Genomic DNA, 17,820 nt, shown 5'->3' on the forward strand with positions numbered 1-17,820 from the left:
CGGCCCGGAACCGCACCCCGAACCACCATGCCCGCTGCCCGCCTTGCGTCATGTCATAGACGCATAAGTGCGCGCCGAGTCACCCAAACACTTTACAAATGCCCCCACAGCCTGCTCTTATCGGGGGGCACGGTGTTACGTGATCGGTAGACTTCGAGGTTCTGGCCAATATATGTGCCCAGCCCGGTCGACCTGCTAGCTATTAGGCGGGTGGCCTCCCTGCGCGGGGGCTCCCCAGTCGAAGGCTTTCTGGCAAGCCCATGGCCGCCAAGTCATGTTCGTCTGCAAGACCTACAACCTTTCAGACCCAGTGAGTCCCTTTTCATGACCGATCGGTCCCTTATCGACTCTCGCCCGGCCGGGCCGCGTTTTGCGCCCTGGCTTGCGAAAACCAATCCGTTTACCTCCCGCAATATTGCGGCAGCCAGCATTCCCGGGCTGATAAACCTCTCGGGCGGCATGCCCGATCCCTCGCTTCTGCCTGCAAAGGCACTTTCGGCCATCGCGGCGCAGGCCATTCTGGACTATCCCGATGACTGCCTGGGCTATGGCCCAACCCCCGGCCTTGCCGACCTGCGCGAAACGGTGGCCCAACGCTTTCGCGCCCGTGGCGTACCTGCGAAAGCCGAAAACGTGCTGATCACGGCCAGCGGCACGCAGGCGCTTGACCTGCTGGGCAAGATCTTCACCACCTCGGGCGATACGATTGCGTGCGAAATTCCCAGCTATGCCGGGGCTTTCGACGCATGGCGGCCGCGCAACCCCACCTATCGCCACCTGGGGCTGCGCGAAGGCCGCGACCTGGCTGCCCGCATGGCGGGGGCGGCCTTTACCTACATGATCCCCAATTTCTCGAACCCGACCGGCTATCTGGTCACGCTGGAGGAACGGCAGAAACTGCTTGCCGCCGCGCGTGTATCGGGCACGCCCCTGGTCGAGGATGACCCCTACGGCGCGCTGTTCTACGACGGCGAACCCCTGCCCACGCTGCTGGAACTGGCCAGCAAGGGCCAAGAAAACCTTGATGACTGCCCGATCATTCACCTGGGCAGCCTGTCCAAGCAGTTGGCCCCGGGCATGCGCGTGGGCTGGATTATCGCCGCCCCCGAAACGATCCGCATGCTGTCCACCGCCAAGCAGGCCAGCGACATGTGTTCGAACGGGCTGGCCCAGCGTATGGCCGTAAAGGCCATGCAGACCGGGCTGATCGAGGAATGCCATCCGCGCATTATCGCCCTGTATCGCGCGCGCCGTAACGCGCTATGTGCGGCCATGGCCCGCCACATCGGGGATTATGTGCGCTGGGAAGTGCCTGCCGGCGGCATGTTTGTCTGGGGCACTCTGCTGGACACGACAGTGGATGTGGAACGCCTTGTCGATCTGGGCATGCAGGCCGGGGTGCTGATCGGCCCGGGTGAGCCTTTCGACCCGCTGGGTATCGTGCCGCCTTCCATACGGCTTTCCTTCACCTATTGCGATGAAGCCAAGCTGGATCAGGGCATGGCCCGACTGGCCCAGACCTTCAAGGCCATGGGCGTGCAGCCCGGCGCGCGGACCTACCCTGCGACAAGCCCGTCCCTGACATCGTGAGAGGCTGCGGGCCATGTGCGTTTCGACATTCGCACATGGCCCGCACGACGGGGCCCGCGTTTTGCGGAAAGGTTTTGGATCGAAAACAGTCTGCAAGCAGATAAAAGTTTTCGGGTATCGCCTTTTTTTAAAAGGTGACGTTTTCTGCAGCTTTTTGAAAAAAGCTTCACCGGAAACTTTTATCTGTTTTTAGATAATCCTTACATAATCTGGCTTTTTTGCGCCTCATCCCGCAAGGTATCGAGAAAGATCTGGGCTGCGGGGCGCATGCGTACCGCCGGGTTCAAGGTCACACCGATAGGGTGGGATGTCGCGGGCAGGTCGACCTTTAGAACCTGTATGAACCCCATATCCGTCTCGACCCGGGCGACGGATGACGGCCACACACCGATATAGTCGTCCTCCAGCAGCAGGGCGCGGTTGATCAGGAAGGACACCGATTCCACATAGCGCCTTGGCAGGTCGAGCGAGGCCGTGCGCAACGTCGCCTCGATCTGGCGGCGCAATGTTGTTTCGTAACCGGGCATGATCCATGGCCATTCCAGCAGATCGGCCAGCGTGACATGCCGCGCGCCCACCAGCGGGTGGGTCGCCCGCACGACAATGCGCGCGACATCGTGCAGCAGAAATTCATGCACGAATCCGTCGCGCAATCCGAATTCGGGCTGGCGGCCTATGACCATGTCCAGTTCCCCGCAGCGCAGGGCGGGCAGCAGCACGTCATTCGTGCCTTCCACCACCTTGATGACAAGGCGCGGCCGCAGACGCTGCAAGGCCAGGATGGCGTTGGGCAGCAAAAGCCCGGAAGCCGCGATAAGCGTGCCAATGGCGATCCGCCCGCCTGTTCCGTCATGCAGGTCTGTCAGTTCCTGCGCCGCCGAATCAAGCTGGGAGAGAATGAGCCGAGCATGCACACCCAGCATCTCGCCCGCCGGCGTGGGCACCGTGCCGCGATTGGTGCGCGAGAACAGCACCATCTGCAGGCTTTGCTCGGTTTCGTGCAGGGCCTTGGTCACGGCCGACTGCGTCATGTTCAGGCTGGCGGCGGCCCGCACCAGATTGCCTTCACGCAAAATGGCCGCGACAAGACGCAGGTGGCGGATGGTCAGGCGGTTGACTTGCATCGTTGCGGCTCCGGTTCAAAAAGTGACCTCGCCTGATATTCCTGCCGTTCATATAAGAACGTCAAGAAGTCGCTTTCATTGCATACCTAAAAACGGAACACTCCAGGTGCCGCTTCAAGCCACCCAGGAGGCCCCATGCCGCAGCACAACCTTGACCAGCCCTACCCCACGACTGGAGCGGATATCCCGCTCCTGCGCAATTACGTGGGTGGGCACTGGATCGAAACCGAGACCCGTTTTGACGATATCAACCCCGTTGACGGCAGCGTGGTCGCCCAGGTGTGCGAAGCGGGCCAGGCAGTGGTGGACAAGGCCGTCAGTGCTGCGAAAGCCGCCTTGGCTGCGGGCTGGGGCACCACCACGGTAGATGCACGCGCGCGCGCCCTGCGCCAGATCGCGGATGGGATAGAGCGGCGGTTCGACGCCTTTGTCGCCGCCGAAATCGCGGATACGGGGAAAGACGCCACCCACGCCCGCACCATCGACATCCCGCGCGCCATCGCCAATTTCCGCGCCTTTGCCGATCAGATCGCCACCGCGCATGGCGACTGCTTTCAAAGCACCACGCCTGACGGGCTGGGGGCGCTGAACTACACGATCAACAAGCCGCTTGGCGTTGTTGCGGTGATTTCACCATGGAACCTGCCGCTTCTGCTGCTGACATGGAAAGTGGCCCCGGCCCTGGCCTGCGGCAATGCGGTCATTGCCAAGCCATCGGAAGAAACGCCCTATTCGGCCACCCTCCTGGCCGAAGTCATTGACGAGATCGGGCTGCCGCCCGGTGTGTTCAACCTTGTGCACGGCTTCGGGCCTGACTCCGCCGGCGGGTTCCTGAGCACCCATGCCGGCGTGGACGCCGTGACCTTTACCGGGGCTTCGGCCACGGGGTCGGCCATCATGCGCGGTGCGGCGCAAACCGTAAAACCGATCTCCTTCGAACTGGGCGGCAAGAATGCCAGCCTGATTTTTGCCGATGCGGATTTTGACGAAGCCGTGGCCGGAACCCTGCGTTCGGTCTTTTCCAACTGCGGGCAGGTCTGCCTGTGCACCGAACGCGTGTATGTGGAACGGCCGATTTTTGAAAAATTCGTGCACGCCTTCAAGCTCCGCGCGGAACAGATCCGTGTGGGCAGCCCTTATGAACAGGGTGTGGGCATGGGGCCCCTGATCTCGAAGGAACATCGTGCCAAGGTGCTGTCCTATTTCGACCTTGCCGTGGCCGAAGGTGCGAGAGTGGTCACGGGCGGGAGCGTTCCGGTCTTTGGCGATGCACGCGATCAGGGCTGTTTCGTCTCCCCCACGATCTGGACCGGGCTTTCAGCCGATGCGCGCTGCATGCAGGAGGAAATTTTCGGCCCTGTCTGCCACATAGCCCCGTTCGATACGGAAGAAGACGCCGTAACGGCGGCCAACAACACGCAGTACGGGCTGGCCACGGCGTTATGGACCACCGACCTCAAGCGTGCCCACCGGCTGGCCCCGCGCATGGAAAGCGGCATTGTGTGGGTCAATACATGGTTCCTGCGCGACCTGCGCACGCCCTTTGGCGGCGTCAAGCTCTCGGGCATCGGGCGCGAGGGGGGACGGCATTCCCTCGCTTTCTATTCCGAGCCGACCAACATCTGCATAAAGCTCTGAACAATGCCCTTCTCGAAAGATCATATCTACGCCGCCGCCACGAGACTTCTGGCCGCGGCCGCAACCAAGACCCCTTGTGCGCCCATACGCGACCTGCTGGGGCCCGACGCCATAGACGATGCCTATGCCGTGCAGCAGCAGCTTGTGCGCGAATACCTGGCGGCGGGCAGGCGGCAGGTCGGGCACAAGATCGGGCTGACCGCCCTTTCCGTGCAGAAAGCGCTGGGGGTGGACCGCCCCGATTTCGGCATTCTTCTTGATGACATGGCTTTTCCCGAAGGGGCGGAAATCGCGTTCGATCACATCATGCAGCCCAAGGTAGAGGCCGAAATCGCCTTCGTGCTGGGGCGTGACCTGCCCAAGGAGGGCACGACCCTTGCCGATGTGATCCGCGCGACCGATTACGTACTGCCCGCGCTTGAGATCGTCGGCAGCCGGATCGAGAACTGGGATATCCGCATTGCCGATACCATAGCCGACAATGCGTCCTCCGGGGCATTCGTGCTGGGGGCTTATCCGCGCACGCTCACCAGCATCGACCTGCAATTATGCGGCATGGTCATCGAACGACGGGGGGAACCCGTCTCGACCGGCGTGGGCATGGCCTGCCTGGGCTCGCCCCTGAACGCCGTGGCGTGGCTTGCGCGCACCATGGTGCGCCACGGCACCCCCCTGCGGGCGGGCGATATCGTGCTGTCCGGCGCGCTCGGGCCGATGGTGAACGTGACTGCGGGAGACTTCTTCGAGGCACGGATCGAAGGGCTGGGCAGTGTTAGCGTAGGATTTTCGGCATGACACACACACGATACAGCGGCTACGCGCGCGCGCTGGACACCGCCGCCCGCACCGCCACCCCCATCGCCCAGTTGACCCTGACCGAACCTGGGCTGGACCGCGCGGGCGCGCTGGAAATTCAACGCCTGCTGATGGAGGAACGCTACATGCGCGGGGAAAGGCGCATCGGGCTCAAGCTCGGCCTGACCAGTGTCGCCAAAATGCGGCAGGTGGGTGTGAACGAGGTCATATGGGGCAGGCTGACGGACGCCATGCTGTTCCATGATGCGGCGGAACTGGCGTTCAGTGCCTATATCCACCCCCGCGCGGAACCCGAAATCGCCTTTATTCTCAAGCGCAGCCTGCCGGCCGATGCCAGCCTGAGCGAAACGGCGCTTGCGATCGAGGCCGTGCTGCCCGCGATCGAGATCATCGACAGCCGTTACGAAAACTTCGTGTTCAGCGAAGCCGATGTCATTGCCGATAACTGCTCCGCCGCCGCTGTCGTCCTGGGCAACCCGGTGGCTCCGCGCGATGTCGGCAATCTGGGCATGGTCATGCGCCTTGACGGGCGCGTGGCGCAACTGGGCTCCAGTGCGGCCATTCTGGGCCACCCGCTGCGGGCCCTGCTGCGGGCCGCGCGCCTTGCAGCCGATGCCGGGGAGCCCCTGCAACCGGGCGATATCGTGCTGGCGGGGGCAGCCATGGCGGCCGAACCGCTGCGCCCGGGGGCTTATGTTTCGGTCGAGGTGCAGGATCTGGGCCGCGTCGGATTTACCGTTAGTGGAGAAACACCATGACACGCAACGCCTTTGTCGTGCCCGGCAACGCCAAACCCATGGGCAGCTTCCCCCATGTGCGTCGCGCGGGCGATTTCCTGTTTGTCTCGGGGACCAGTTCACGCCGCCCGGACAACACGTTCGAGGGCGTGCATATCGGGGCGGATGGCAACCGCTACCGCGATATCGTCGCCCAGACCCGTGCCGTTATCCTCAATATCGAGAAAATTCTCGTCAGTGTTGGGGCCTCATTGGCGGATGTGGTCGAAATTTCGACATTTCTTGTCAATATGGCTGACTTTGCCAACTATAACGCCACCTATTCCGAATTTTTCGGCCCCGAGGGGCCGGCCCGTACCACGGTCGCGGTGGCGCAACTGCCGCATCCCGACCTGCTGATCGAAATCAAGGCTGTCGCCTACGCGCCACTTGCAACCCCTGCCCGTCCGGAGGCCTGACCAATGAGCAAACTCTCCGCATTCAATTTCAGGACATGGATCGACGAACACCAGCATCTTCTCAAACCCCCTGTGGGGAACCAGCAGATCTGGAAAGATGCCGACATGATGGTCACGGTTGTCGGCGGGCCGAACCAGAGAACCGATTTCCATGACGACCCGGTGGAGGAATTTTTCTACCAGCTTAAAGGCAACATGGTACTCAAGGTGGTGGATAATGGCGAACATTACGATGTTCCCATTCGCGAAGGCGATATTTTCCTCCTTCCCCCCCATGTCCGGCATTCCCCCCAGCGCCCGGAGGAAGGCTCGATCGGGCTGGTGATCGAACCCGCCCGCGCCAAGGGTGCGCGCGACGGGTTCGAATGGTACTGCTTTGAATGCAATGGCCTGGTGCACCGGGTCGAGGTCGAACTGAAAAGCATTGTCGATGACCTGCCACCTTTGTACAAGGCGTTCTACGAAGATATTTCCGCCCGCACCTGCCCGCATTGCGGTGCAGTCCACCCCGGCAAGCAGCCTCCGGCAGGATGGGTGAAAATCTGATGATCATCGACATACACAGCCATTTTTTTCCAAAGACATGGCCTGACCTTGCCGAGCGCTTCGGCACCCCCAACTGGCCCTGGATGCGCCATACGGAACCGGGCAAGGCTGTCGTCATGATTGGCGACCGGGAATTCCGGCCCGTCACCTCCGCCTGCTGGGACCCGCAGCAACGGCTGGAGGACATGGACCGCGACGGGATCGATTTGCAGGTCATTTCCGCAACCCCCGTCCTGTTCGCCTATGAGCGCCCGATCGAACAGGCCCTGACCTGCGCGCGCCTGTTCAACGACAGCGCCCTGGAACTGTGCGCCCAGTCGAACGGCCGCATGCGTGCCCTGGCCCAGGTGCCGTTGCAGGATATCGACCTGTCCTGCCAGGAGGTCAGCCGCGCCATGGCCAGCGGCCATCTGGGCGTGCAGATCGGCAACCATGTGGGCGAACGCAACCTGGATGACGAAGGCCTGCTGACCTTCCTGCACCACTGCGCCAATGAAGGCGCGGCGGTGCTGGTTCACCCATGGGACCTGATGGGCATGAACCGCATGCGCAAATACATGCTGCCCTGGCTTGTCTCCATGCCGGCGGAAACACAATTATCCATCCTGTCCCTGATCCTGTCAGGCTCTTTCGAAAGACTGCCCCGCAGCCTGCGCCTGTGCTTCGCCCATGGGGGCGGCAGTTTTGCCTATCTTCTGGGCAGGGTCGACAATGCCTGGAAACATCGTGACATCGTGCGCGAAGACTGCCCCAATCCGCCTTCGAGCTATGTGGATCGCTTTTATGTCGATTCAGCCGTGTTCGATGAAGGCGCCCTGCGCCTGCTGGTCGATGTCATGGGCTCGGACAAGGTGGTGCTGGGCACCGACTACCCCTTCCCGCTTGGCGAACAACAAATGGGCGCGCTCGTACGCGGCACGGATCGCCTCAACGCAGTGGAGAAAAAAAGGATCCTGGGCAGCAACGCCATAAAATTTCTTGGGCTGGAAAAAGAATTTCCCGCGGCATGATCCGCACGGGCCGAGGCGGCAGGCCATGCCACCCCGGCCCGTTTGCTGGCACACCCCTATAAAGCGCGATCAGGCGAGCGGTGCCTGTTCCTCCGCCAGGGAAAAGACGAGCGGTTGCACGCCCAGGCGTTCGAGGCTTGTCTTCAGGTCCGCAACGGCAAGCGAGACCGAGCAGGTGCTGCACATGGTGTGGCAGATTATGAATTCGGAGCGCCACAGATCCTCGTCAATCGCGAAGGTGACGCGGTGCTGGGTGTCCGCCAGCAGGCTGAGCGGGCCCAGGGCGCCGGGCTGCGTATCGAGACATTCCATCATCAGGTCAGGCTTGCCGAAGGACAGCTTCTTGCTGCCCAATGCTACGGCCAGCTTTTTCATGTCCACGACCCGATCGGCCGGGCATGTGACCACGAACAGCTTGCCCTTGGCGTCCTTGAGGAAGAAGTTTTTGATCTGCGCGCCCTTCAAGGTCCACAGATAGGGTTCGGCCTCCTCCACCGTGTGCACGGGCGGGTGGGTAAGACTTTCAAACGCCATGTTCCCGCTTTTGAGAAAATCCAGCACGCGCTGCGTCTGCCGTGCGTCCCGTTCCGCCTCTTCGGTGTGGTTATGCTCTGTCATTCCCTCTTTCACCGCTGTTTGGTTTCCCAGTCATCGGGCACGTAATAGGGCGCGTTCGATGCAGGCAGAAGTGGTTTTCCCATGATGTGATCAGAAGCTTTCTCGGCCAGCATGACGGTGGGCGCGTTCAGGTTGCCGTTCGTGATGCGCGGCATGATCGAGGAATCGACAACACGCAAGCCTTCCACGCCGATCACCTTCGTCTGGGCGTCGACCACGGCCATGGGATCGTCCTTGCTACCCATTTTGCAGGTACAGGACGGATGCAGCGCACTTTCCACCTTCTCGCGGATGAAAGCGTCGATCTGCTCATCCGTCTGGCAGTCCTCCCCGGGCTGGAGTTCCTTGCCCCGATAGGGATCGAACGCTTCCTGCGCGAAAATTTCGCGCGTCAGGCGCACGCAGCGGCGCATGTCCACCCAGTCATCCGGGTGGCTCATGTAATTGAAGCAGATGCGCGGCTTGTCTTCGGGGTTGGCGGACGCAAGGCGGACCCACCCACGGCTTTTGGAGCGCATGGGCCCCACATGGGCCTGAAAACCATGGCCCGAAGCCAGGCCCTTGCCATCGTACGTGACGGCAAGGGGGAGGAAATGGAACTGGATATCGGGGTATTTCAGCCCCGCGCGGCTGCGGATAAAGCCGCAGCTTTCAAAATGGTTGGTGGCCCCCAGCCCATCTTTTCGCAACAGCCAGCGCAGGCCGATGCCCAGCTTGGCCAGGGGGTTCATGGCCGAATAGAGGGTGATGGGCTGCGTGCAGGCCACCTGGAAGTAAAATTCAAGGTGGTCCTGCAGGTTTTCCCCGACACCGGGCCGGTCGGCCAGCACGGGAATACCATGCGCCTTCAGTTCGGCTGCCGGGCCGATGCCCGAAAGCTTGAGCAACTGCGGCGAATTGATGGACCCGCCGCTTAAAATGACCTCGCGCCGGGCCCTTACGGTGAATTCCTGCCCGCCCTTGCGGTAGACCAGCCCCACGGCGCGCCGCCCTTCGAACACGATGCGGACCACGCGGGCGTGGGTTTCCACCTTCAGGGTCCTGCGCGACAGAGCGGGGCGCAGATAAGCATTGGCGGTGCTCCACCGCCGACCGTTCCTGACGGTCATGCTCATCTTGTCAAACCCTTCCTGCCGGTAACCGTTGTAATCGCCCGTGCGGACGTAGCCCGCCTGTTCGCCCGCCTTCATCCAGGCTTCGTGCAAGGGGTTGTCCAGCGTGCCGTACTGCGTGTGCAAGGGCCCCTGCCTGCCACGATATTCACTATCGCCGTCGCTTGAACCTTCCGCACGGCGGAAATAGGGCAGGACATGCGCATAACCCCAGCCCGAGGCCCCCATGCTCTCCCATTCCTCGAAATCCAGCGCATGACCGCGCACATAGACCATGCCGTTGATGGAAGAAGACCCGCCCAGCCCCTTGCCGCGCGGGGTGTGCATGCGCCGCCCGTTCAGGTGGGGTTCGGGTTCGCTGTCGTAAAACCAGTTGAAGCGCTTGTCGTGCATGGGCATGGCCAGGGCGGAAGGCATCTGCACGATAATGGAGCGATCGCTGCCGCCGAATTCCAGAAGAAGAACGCTGTCCTGCCCGGATTCCGTCAGCCGGTTGGCCAGGACGCACCCCGCTGACCCCGCGCCCACAACAATATAGTCGAATTCAGACATCGGCTTTTTCCCGCTCAGTAGGGTGCGTCCACATCCCCCAGCGCCACGTAGACGGATTTGACCTGGGTATAATGTTCCACGGCCAGGCGGCTGTTTTCCCGCCCCAGCCCGGATTGTTTGTAACCGCCGAAGGGCAGTTCCACCGGCGTGATGTTATAGGTGTTGATCCAGCATGTGCCCGCCTGCAACTGGTGAATGACGCGGTGCGCACGGGCCAGGTCGGCGGTGAAAACGCCTGCCGCCAGGCCGAAGGGTGTGGCATTGGCGCGGGCTATGACCTCGTCCTCTTCCACGAAGTCGGTCACCGACATTACGGGGCCGAAAATCTCGTCGCGCATGATGCTCATTTCATCAAGGCAGTCGACAAAAACCGTAGGTGCCACAAAAGCCCCCTTGGCCAATGCCCCTTCGGTCATGCGGTAGCCGCCCGTCAGCACGGTAGCGCCCTCGGCCTTGCCGGTTTCAATGGCGGCCAGCACTTTTTGCATATGGTCCTGCGAAATCAGCGAACCCATCTGCGTTTGCGGATCAAGCGGGTCACCCACACGGATTTTCTCGACCCGTTCCTTCAGGGCCGCCAGGAAACGGTCCCTGATGGCGGTATGCACGAAAACCCTTGTACCGTTCGAACAGATTTCGCCCGCCGAATAGAAATTGGCCAGCAGCGCGGCAGAGACGGCGTTCCTGATATCGGCATCCTCGAACACGATCAGTGGCGATTTGCCACCCAGTTCGAGTGTGACGTATTTCAGTGTCTCGGCGGCGGCGGCCATGACCTTGCGGCCTGTCCCCACTTCCCCCGTCAGGGAAATCTTGCGGATTTCGGGGGCCTGGGTCAGCATGCGCCCGACATCGCGCCCACCCTGCAACACGGTAAAGACACCGTCGGGCACGCCCGCCTGCTTGTAGATCTCCGCCAGTTTCAGGGCACTGAGCGGTGTCAGTTCCGAAGGCTTGAAAATCATGGCGTTGCCGCAGGCCAGGGCGGGGGCAGATTTCCAGCATGCGATCTGGATAGGGTAATTCCACGCCCCGATTCCCGCTGTCAGGCCAAGCGGTTCACGCCGGGTGTACCCGAAGGCCTCTCCCCCCAGATCCACCGACTCCCCGCCTATGGTGGCAGCGACGGCACCGAAATATTCCACCGCATCGGCGCCGGACAGGATATCCACTGCTTCGGTTTCGGCAATGGGCTTGCCGGTATCGCGGGCCTCGAGCTGGGCCAGTGCCGTATTGTGTTCGCGCAGCAGGTCCGCCGCCCTGCGCAGGATACGGCCCCGTTCGGCACCCAGCATCGCCGCCCAGATCTTCTGGCCTTTTTGCGCAGTTTCCAGTGCCGCTGCCAGTGTCTGGGGTGTCGCGCTTTCGATCAGGGCCAGCGTTTCCCCCGTCGCCGGATCAACGCTGGGGAAACGTTCCCCCGTGGATGGCAGATAGGCTCCGCCTACCCAACTGCGGCCAATCTCCATGTTTTTCCCCTTCCCCCGCCCGAACGATCGCGGGCGTGCAGCCCCGACCGGGCTTCCATACACCTGCGGCCTGTCATTACATACAAAAAACGATCTGTCCTTCTTGAATGACATGGACATTTTTTTGAAGAAAACGCCTCTTAACAAAGTTATGAAGCCCGTCGGCGGAATTTAAAAAAAATTCCTGTTTTTTCTTCGTATTTCCCTTGCGCTTTATTTTATTTTTTATTCAGAATGAATGGAATTATGGATCCACAATCCAACCAGAGATGCCCCGCCTGATGAAAAAGCACCTTTTCGCCGCCTCAGCCCTTCTTGCCTCGGCCCTGTGCGCGCTTCCAGCACAGGCGGCGGACCCCGATCCCGCGTCGTGCCAACTGGTCCGCATGGGGGATGCCGGCTGGACGGACGCCACCGCCGTCACGAACCTGACGGCCAATATCCTGCAGGGCATGGGCTACAAGACCAAGACCCCCATGGTCGCCCTTTCGGTTGCGTATCTGTCCCAGCAGATCAAGCAGCTTGACGTGTTCATGAGCGACTGGGAACCCTCGGCCGCATCCGTCGTGGGGCCCTACCTGCAAAAAGGTGCGGTGGAACGCCTGACCACCAACCTGTCAGGCGCCCATTATACCCTGGCCGTGCCCGATTACGTGGCCGCCGCCGGGCTGCGCGACTTCAAGGACATTGCAGGCTGGGCCGACAAGCTGCATTCCACCATCTACGGGATCGAGCCGGGCAATGACGGCAACCGCCTGATCCTGGGCATGGTGCAGCATAACGACTTCGGGCTTGGCAAGTTCAAGGTGAACGAAAGCAGCGAACAGGGCATGCTTTCACAGGTCGCACGCGCGATCGCCGCCCAGCAGCCGATCGTGTTCCTGGCGTGGGAGCCCCACCCCATGAACATGCATTTCCACATCACCTACCTGACGGGGGGCGACAAGGTCTTTGGCGCCTCCGCCTCGGTCACCACCATTGTTCGCAACGGCTACGCACAGGAATGCCCGAATGTGGGGCGGCTGCTCAAGCAGCTGGTCTTCACCGTACCGGCTGAAAACGAGATGATGCAGGCCATTTCCGAAAACCACGTCCCCGCCCCCGAAGCCACCAAACAGTGGCTGAAGGCCCACCCCGAGGCGCTGGACAAGTGGCTGGCGGGCGTCGTGACAACGGATGGTGCGCCGGCATTGCCCGCGGTTCGTGCATTCCTGGGCCTTCAGTAAATCGGACCTCTTATGCTCAACGCCGTCACTGACTGGATTACGTCGCACAAAATCCCGCTCGGCATGTGGATGTCAGACCTCGTGGACTGGATTCGCACGCATTGCACCGGGGTTCTGGATATCATCAGCAACAGCATCACCTGGGGGGTCGACTCGTTTACCGCGCTGCTGCAAAGCGTGCCCCCCATCCTGCTGATCATCATTTTCGTGGCGGGCACGGCCGCCCTCAAGCGCCGTGTGCTGGTTCCCGCCCTGGTGGGGGTGGGGCTGACGTTCATCCTCAACCAGGGATACTGGGACGACACGATGGCGACACTCTCGCTCATCCTGTTTTCCACCCTGACCTCCATGGCGATCGGCGTGCCGCTGGGCATTGCCGCCGCCCACAGGCCGTGGCTGGACAAGGTGCTGCACCCTCTGCTGGACCTGATGCAGACCCTGCCGACCTTCGTCTATCTTATACCCACCCTTATCCTGTTCGGCCTGGGCACGGTGCCGGGGTTGATCTCGACCATCATCTTCGCCGTGCCCGCCCCCATCCGCATGACGCAGATGGGCATTTCCTCGGTGTCCAAGACCTTTCTCGAAGCGGGTGAATCCTTCGGCGCGACACCGCGCCAACTGCTGTGGAAGATCGAACTGCCCGCGGCCCTGCCCATGATCCGCGCGGGGCTGACGCAATGCATCATGCTCAGCCTGTCCATGGTGGTGATCGCAGCCCTTGTGGGCGCAGGCGGCCTTGGCGTGCCGGTCGTGCGCGCGCTGAACAGCGTGCAGGTCGATATCGGGTTCGAAGCCGGGTTCGCCATCGTCATCCTTGCCATCATCCTGGATCGCGTCTGCCGCGCAGGGGACTCCGGAAAATGAACTCAGCCCTTTCCTTTCGCCATGTGGACATCATGTTTCCCGCCCGCAAGGGCCCCGGCCTTATGGCCAAGGCGCTGGAGATGGCCAGGGACAACAAAAGCCGGGCGGATATCCTGCGCGACACCGGCATTGTCCTGGGTGTGTCGGATGCGAACCTGGAGGTCGAACGCGGCAAGATCAGCGTGCTGATGGGGCTTTCGGGGTCGGGAAAATCCACCCTCCTGCGCGCTGCCAACCGGCTGAACAAGACGGTGAACGGCCAGGTGCTGATCGGCAACGGCGTGGCCCATGTCGATATCGCCACCTGCGATGACGACACGCTGCGCGACCTGCGCAAGACCCGCATTGCCATGGTCTTTCAGCAGTTCGCCATTCTGCCGTGGCGCACCGTGCGTGAGAACGTGGGGCTGGGCCTGGAACTGCGCGACATTGCCCCGGCCATACGGCGTGAAATGGTCAATGAAAAGCTCGAACTCGTCGGGCTAGAAAAATGGGCCGACGCCAACGTCAAGGATCTGTCAGGCGGCATGCAGCAGCGTGTCGGCCTGGCCCGCGCCTTCGCAACGGATGCCGATATCCTGCTGATGGACGAGCCTTTTTCCGCCCTCGACCCGCTGATCCGGCGCAAGTTGCAGGACGAATTGATGATGCTCCAGCAGAAGCTGAAGAAAACCATCCTGTTCGTCAGCCACGATATCGACGAAGCCATGAAAATCGGCAACCAGATCACCATCATGAAAGAAGGGCGCATTGTCCAGACGGGCACCCCGCAGGATATCGTCGGCAGCCCCGCCGATGACTATGTGCGCGAATTCATCAGCCACATGAACCCGCTGCCGATTATCACCGCCAGCAATTTCATGACCCGGCTGAACCTGTCTGACCTGGCCGATCTGTCCCTGGGTGGGCAGGAAAGGTTCAGGCTCGATCAGGCGGCAGCCACGCTGGCATCGCCCACACGCACAGTGAACCTTGTCTTCCTTGCCCCCGGGCAGGAACTGCCTGCCGATCTTTCGGATCATGACGTGCTGTGCGTGCCCGAGCAGACCCCGCTAAGCACCCTGGCCCGTTTCAGCCAGGCCACGGCATGGCCCCTGCTGGTCCACCAGGACAAGACCATTACCGGCCTGTGCGACCAGAGAACCATTATCGGGGCCATTGTCAAAATCAGCCAGGCCGCCGCCTGACATCAAAAGGCCCGGACAGGAAAAGCCCTGCCGGGAAAAATCCTGCCAGGAGCCGCAACAAGCCGGGCGGTATAAAACGCCGGATACAAAAAAGGAGAGCCTTGGCTCTCCTTTTTCATGTGTTCTTCAGGGTGGTTCCAATCAGTTGAGAAACACCACGGTCTTGTCGTCATTCAGGATCACCCGTCCTTCAAGGTGATACAGCACGGCCCGGGACAGCACGCGCCGTTCGATATCGCGCCCCTTGCGCACCAGATCTTCCGCCGTGTCGGAATGGGTGACACGTTCGACATCCTGTTCGATGATCGGCCCTTCATCCAGATCCGATGTCACGTAATGCGCCGTGGCCCCGATCAGCTTTACGCCGCGCTTGTATGCCTGATGATACGGCTTGGCCCCTTTGAAACCCGGCAGGAAGGAATGGTGGATATTGATGCAGCGCCCTTCCATCTCACGCGCGAAACGGTCTGACAGAACCTGCATGTAACGGGCCAGCACGACCAGCTCGGCCTTCGTATCGGCAATGATGGTGCGCAGCCTGTCTTCCTGCTCGTCCTTGGTGCTATCGGAAACCGGCAGGTAATAAAAAGGAATATCCCCCAGAGATATCCGGCTGCATGCGACATCCTTGGGGTGGTTGGAGACAATGCCCACCGGCTGCATGTTCAGTTCACCAATGCGCCAGCGATAGAGCAGGTCGTTCAGGCAATGGTCGAAACGTGAAACCATGATGAGCGTGCGCGTGCTTTCCACCCCGTCCTGCAAGGTGTAATAGGCACCCAGCCGCGCTGCCACGGCATTCAGCCGCTCGCGCAGGGCGGGGATCTCCCCGGCCTGCAACTGGCAGGCCATGCGCATGAAATAACGGTCCTGCGTCTTGTCGTTATGCTGGTTGATATCCAGGATATCGCCATGGCATTCAAAGATGACCTGCGAAAATGCTGCGACAATACCCGGCCTGCTCTGGCATTTTACCGTAATAACGACAGAGCGTACGTCCTGAACCTGCATATTATGCCTCTTCAAACAGTCGAACGCCCGCATAATTGTCCTGCGACGGGGCAAGCGGCGCATAGGCACCCCCGGCTCCGGACATAAGGCGCAATTCCGTGGGGGTCAAACCGAACCGGGCCTTGAACTGACGGGAAAAATGCGCACAGTCGGAAAATCCGGTTTCAATGGCAATTTCGGTAATGGACATATCGCCCTGGCGCAAAAGAGCGCGGGCGTAGCGCAGGCGGATCAGGCGGTAGAAATCGGTGGGCTTCATGCCGATCTCGGTCTGGAACAGCCTGACCAGATGACGCGGGGAAAGCCCGAGCTGTTCGGCAATAACCCCGATGGAGACAGGCTCATTCATGTTCTGTTCCATGGCCATGGCCGCGCGCTTGACATGCGCGTTCGTGGTCAGCCGGATTTCCTTCATCAGCGGCGGCGTGGGCTGCAACAGGTTCTGCTGCCTGACGGCCTGACGTTCGAGCAGCAGCACGTGGCTGGCTTTCTGCGCTGTCGATTTGCCGAAATGCTTTTCAATGAGGGAGCAGGCCATATCCGCAGTACCCGCCCCGCCGGAACAGGAAATGCGATTGCGATCGGCAATGAAAAGCCGGTCGCTGATCACGGCGTGATCGGGAAATTCCTCGATGAAATCCTGCCGGTGATACCAGCTTACGCAGCACAGGCGGTTTTTCATGACACCGGCGCGGCACAGCACGAACACACCGGTACAAATCCCCACCAGCGGCACGCCCAGGCTGGCCGCCTGCCGCAGATACGCCAGTGTCTGTTCGCCCACCTGTTCATTACCCTGGAGCAGGCCGCCCACCACGACGATATAATCAAATTCGGACGGAGAGCGCAGGCCGGCTTCCCGGCTGACGGGAATGCCACAACTGGAACGGACGGGTTCGGACTGCTCTGACATGACAGTCCACTGGCAGCGAATGGGCCGGCTGTTATCGTTGCGGTCCGCGGCAAGCCGTAAATGGTCCACCAGCAGCGCAAAGGCCGACAGGGTGAACTTTCTGGCCAGGATAATGCCCACGCGCAGGTTGGGTGTACTATCCAGCCTGGGAGTCATGTTATTCATAACCGGTCTCCCCATCCTTGAACCGCCCGGACCGCGCACCGTTCCTGTCCGAAGAAACCGGGGCAGCCCGCGAACCACCTTTGGGGGAAAGTGCCCCGTCCAGCCGTCAGGCGCGATGCCGTGTGGCACCATGTCCTATTTGTTCAAGCATGGGATATTTCGGCAATAACCGTTTTCAAAAATGCGACATTTTTTTTAAATTTACGGAATTATGATAGGCGGGCCATCATGGCCCGCCGCCGCGTTTCAGCCCGCGACCTGCTTCATCCAGTCTTCGAGATTGTAATAATTGGTTATGCGGGCGACCTTGCCGTCTTTGATTTCAAAAAATGCGCCCGCGGGCAGCACATAGGTCTGGCCACGGGCGTCGGGCAGGCCTTCATCCGTGTTCAGATACGTGCCATGCACCACGAATTCAGCCGCCGCACGGGTGCCGCTGGCATCGGCCATGACCACGATATCCTTCAACTGCTCGGCATAGCAGCGGTCCATGCGTTGCAGGAAAACCCGGAACGCGTCGCGCCCGATCTCGCGCCCGCCCTGGTTGATGTCATGCGCGACATCATCGGCCAGCAGGGCCAGGAAGCCCTCGCGATCGCCAGCATTGAAAAGCGCGTAGTACCGAGCGACAAGATCGCAGGCAGCCTGTTGTGACATATGAAACCCTACTCCACAAAAACTAGACGATAATGCTCAAACAAACCCGACCGGAACCATGCATTCGGGCCGCGCCTTTTTAGCCCGCGCAACCCGGGTCAGGCCATAGAAATCCGCATCTTAG

General features: G+C 61.1%; 17 protein-coding genes. 10 read left to right on the forward strand and 7 right to left on the reverse strand.

All coding sequences use genetic code 11. The features are described from left to right. Positions 1-324: 324 nt before the first annotated feature. Positions 325-1,590: an aminotransferase-like domain-containing protein gene (locus J2D77_RS15620; protein WP_207847350.1), complete on the forward strand. Its 1,266-nt coding sequence runs from the start codon at positions 325-327 to the stop codon at positions 1,588-1,590. Positions 1,591-1,790: 200 nt separating this feature from the next. Here the strand turns inward: J2D77_RS15620 and J2D77_RS15625 are convergent, their stop codons facing one another. Beyond that, positions 1,791-2,714 carry a LysR family transcriptional regulator gene (locus J2D77_RS15625; RefSeq protein ID WP_207847351.1) on the reverse strand — a complete coding sequence of 308 codons (924 nt, stop codon included), beginning with the start codon at positions 2,712-2,714 and terminating at the stop codon, positions 1,791-1,793. A gap of 135 nt (positions 2,715-2,849) precedes the next feature. On the opposite strand from J2D77_RS15625, the gene J2D77_RS15630 reads away from it, so the two are divergent. From J2D77_RS15630 to J2D77_RS15655, 6 genes are read left to right on the forward strand one after another with little or no spacing between them, the layout of a single operon-like run. Beyond that, positions 2,850-4,352, forward strand: a complete 1,503-nt coding sequence (locus J2D77_RS15630; protein ID WP_230975873.1) for a 2-hydroxymuconic semialdehyde dehydrogenase — start codon at positions 2,850-2,852, stop codon at positions 4,350-4,352. Positions 4,353-4,355: 3 nt separating this feature from the next. After that, positions 4,356-5,147, forward strand: a complete 792-nt coding sequence (locus J2D77_RS15635) for a 2-keto-4-pentenoate hydratase (RefSeq protein WP_207847354.1) — start codon at positions 4,356-4,358, stop codon at positions 5,145-5,147. Further along, positions 5,144-5,926, forward strand: a complete 783-nt coding sequence (locus tag J2D77_RS15640) for a 2-keto-4-pentenoate hydratase (RefSeq protein WP_207847355.1) — start codon at positions 5,144-5,146, stop codon at positions 5,924-5,926. Before J2D77_RS15635 ends, J2D77_RS15640 begins: the two co-directional genes overlap by 4 nt. Next, the gene (locus J2D77_RS15645; RefSeq protein ID WP_207847356.1) at positions 5,923-6,363 is read left to right on the forward strand and encodes a RidA family protein; all 441 of its coding nucleotides are present in this window, start codon (positions 5,923-5,925) and stop codon (positions 6,361-6,363) included. Before J2D77_RS15640 ends, J2D77_RS15645 begins: the two co-directional genes overlap by 4 nt. Positions 6,364-6,366: 3 nt before the next feature. Further along, a complete protein-coding gene (locus J2D77_RS15650; protein ID WP_207847357.1) occupies positions 6,367-6,909 on the forward strand; it encodes a 3-hydroxyanthranilate 3,4-dioxygenase in 543 nt (180 codons plus the stop codon). Continuing rightward, positions 6,909-7,919, forward strand: coding sequence for an amidohydrolase family protein (locus J2D77_RS15655; protein WP_207847358.1), 1,011 nt, complete (start codon positions 6,909-6,911; stop codon positions 7,917-7,919). Before J2D77_RS15650 ends, J2D77_RS15655 begins: the two co-directional genes overlap by 1 nt. Positions 7,920-7,988: 69 nt before the next feature. Here the strand turns inward: J2D77_RS15655 and J2D77_RS15660 are convergent, their stop codons facing one another. The 3 genes from J2D77_RS15660 to betB are packed head-to-tail and all read right to left on the reverse strand — an operon-like array spanning position 7,989 to position 11,670. Next, positions 7,989-8,537, reverse strand: coding sequence for a prolyl-tRNA synthetase associated domain-containing protein (locus J2D77_RS15660; RefSeq protein ID WP_207847359.1), 549 nt, complete (start codon positions 8,535-8,537; stop codon positions 7,989-7,991). A gap of 8 nt (positions 8,538-8,545) precedes the next feature. Then, the gene (gene betA, locus J2D77_RS15665) at positions 8,546-10,201 is read right to left on the reverse strand and encodes a choline dehydrogenase (protein WP_207847361.1); all 1,656 of its coding nucleotides are present in this window, start codon (positions 10,199-10,201) and stop codon (positions 8,546-8,548) included. A gap of 14 nt (positions 10,202-10,215) precedes the next feature. Next, entirely contained in the window at positions 10,216-11,670 is a 1,455-nt protein-coding gene (gene betB / locus J2D77_RS15670) for a betaine-aldehyde dehydrogenase (RefSeq protein ID WP_207847362.1), read from the reverse strand. Between the two features lie 281 nt (positions 11,671-11,951). Here betB and choX point away from each other — a divergent pair, with 281 nt between their 5' ends. From choX to J2D77_RS15685, 3 genes are read left to right on the forward strand one after another with little or no spacing between them, the layout of a single operon-like run. Then, positions 11,952-12,896 carry a choline ABC transporter substrate-binding protein gene (choX, locus tag J2D77_RS15675; protein ID WP_207847364.1) on the forward strand — a complete coding sequence of 315 codons (945 nt, stop codon included), beginning with the start codon at positions 11,952-11,954 and terminating at the stop codon, positions 12,894-12,896. Positions 12,897-12,908: 12 nt separating this feature from the next. Beyond that, complete coding sequence (gene choW / locus J2D77_RS15680) at positions 12,909-13,763, forward strand: choline ABC transporter permease subunit (protein ID WP_207847365.1); 855 nt, start codon at positions 12,909-12,911, stop codon at positions 13,761-13,763. Then, positions 13,760-14,950, forward strand: a complete 1,191-nt coding sequence (locus J2D77_RS15685; RefSeq protein WP_207847366.1) for a quaternary amine ABC transporter ATP-binding protein — start codon at positions 13,760-13,762, stop codon at positions 14,948-14,950. The genes choW and J2D77_RS15685 overlap by 4 nt, the downstream gene beginning before the upstream one ends. Before the next feature lie 141 nt (positions 14,951-15,091). On the opposite strand, the gene purU is transcribed toward J2D77_RS15685, so the two are convergent. The 3 genes from purU to J2D77_RS15700 all read right to left on the reverse strand — a co-directional run bounded on the left by purU (position 15,092) and on the right by J2D77_RS15700 (position 17,696). After that, a complete protein-coding gene (purU, locus tag J2D77_RS15690; RefSeq protein WP_207847368.1) occupies positions 15,092-15,961 on the reverse strand; it encodes a formyltetrahydrofolate deformylase in 870 nt (289 codons plus the stop codon). A gap of 1 nt (position 15,962) precedes the next feature. Further along, positions 15,963-17,039, reverse strand: coding sequence for a GlxA family transcriptional regulator (locus J2D77_RS15695; RefSeq protein WP_207847370.1), 1,077 nt, complete (start codon positions 17,037-17,039; stop codon positions 15,963-15,965). Positions 17,040-17,285: 246 nt separating this feature from the next. Next, positions 17,286-17,696, reverse strand: coding sequence for a ketosteroid isomerase-related protein (locus J2D77_RS15700; RefSeq protein WP_207847372.1), 411 nt, complete (start codon positions 17,694-17,696; stop codon positions 17,286-17,288). Between the last annotated feature and the right edge of the window lie 124 nt (positions 17,697-17,820).

This window comes from Acetobacter garciniae, from assembly GCF_017377735.1.
Lineage (GTDB): Bacteria > Pseudomonadota > Alphaproteobacteria > Acetobacterales > Acetobacteraceae > Acetobacter > Acetobacter garciniae.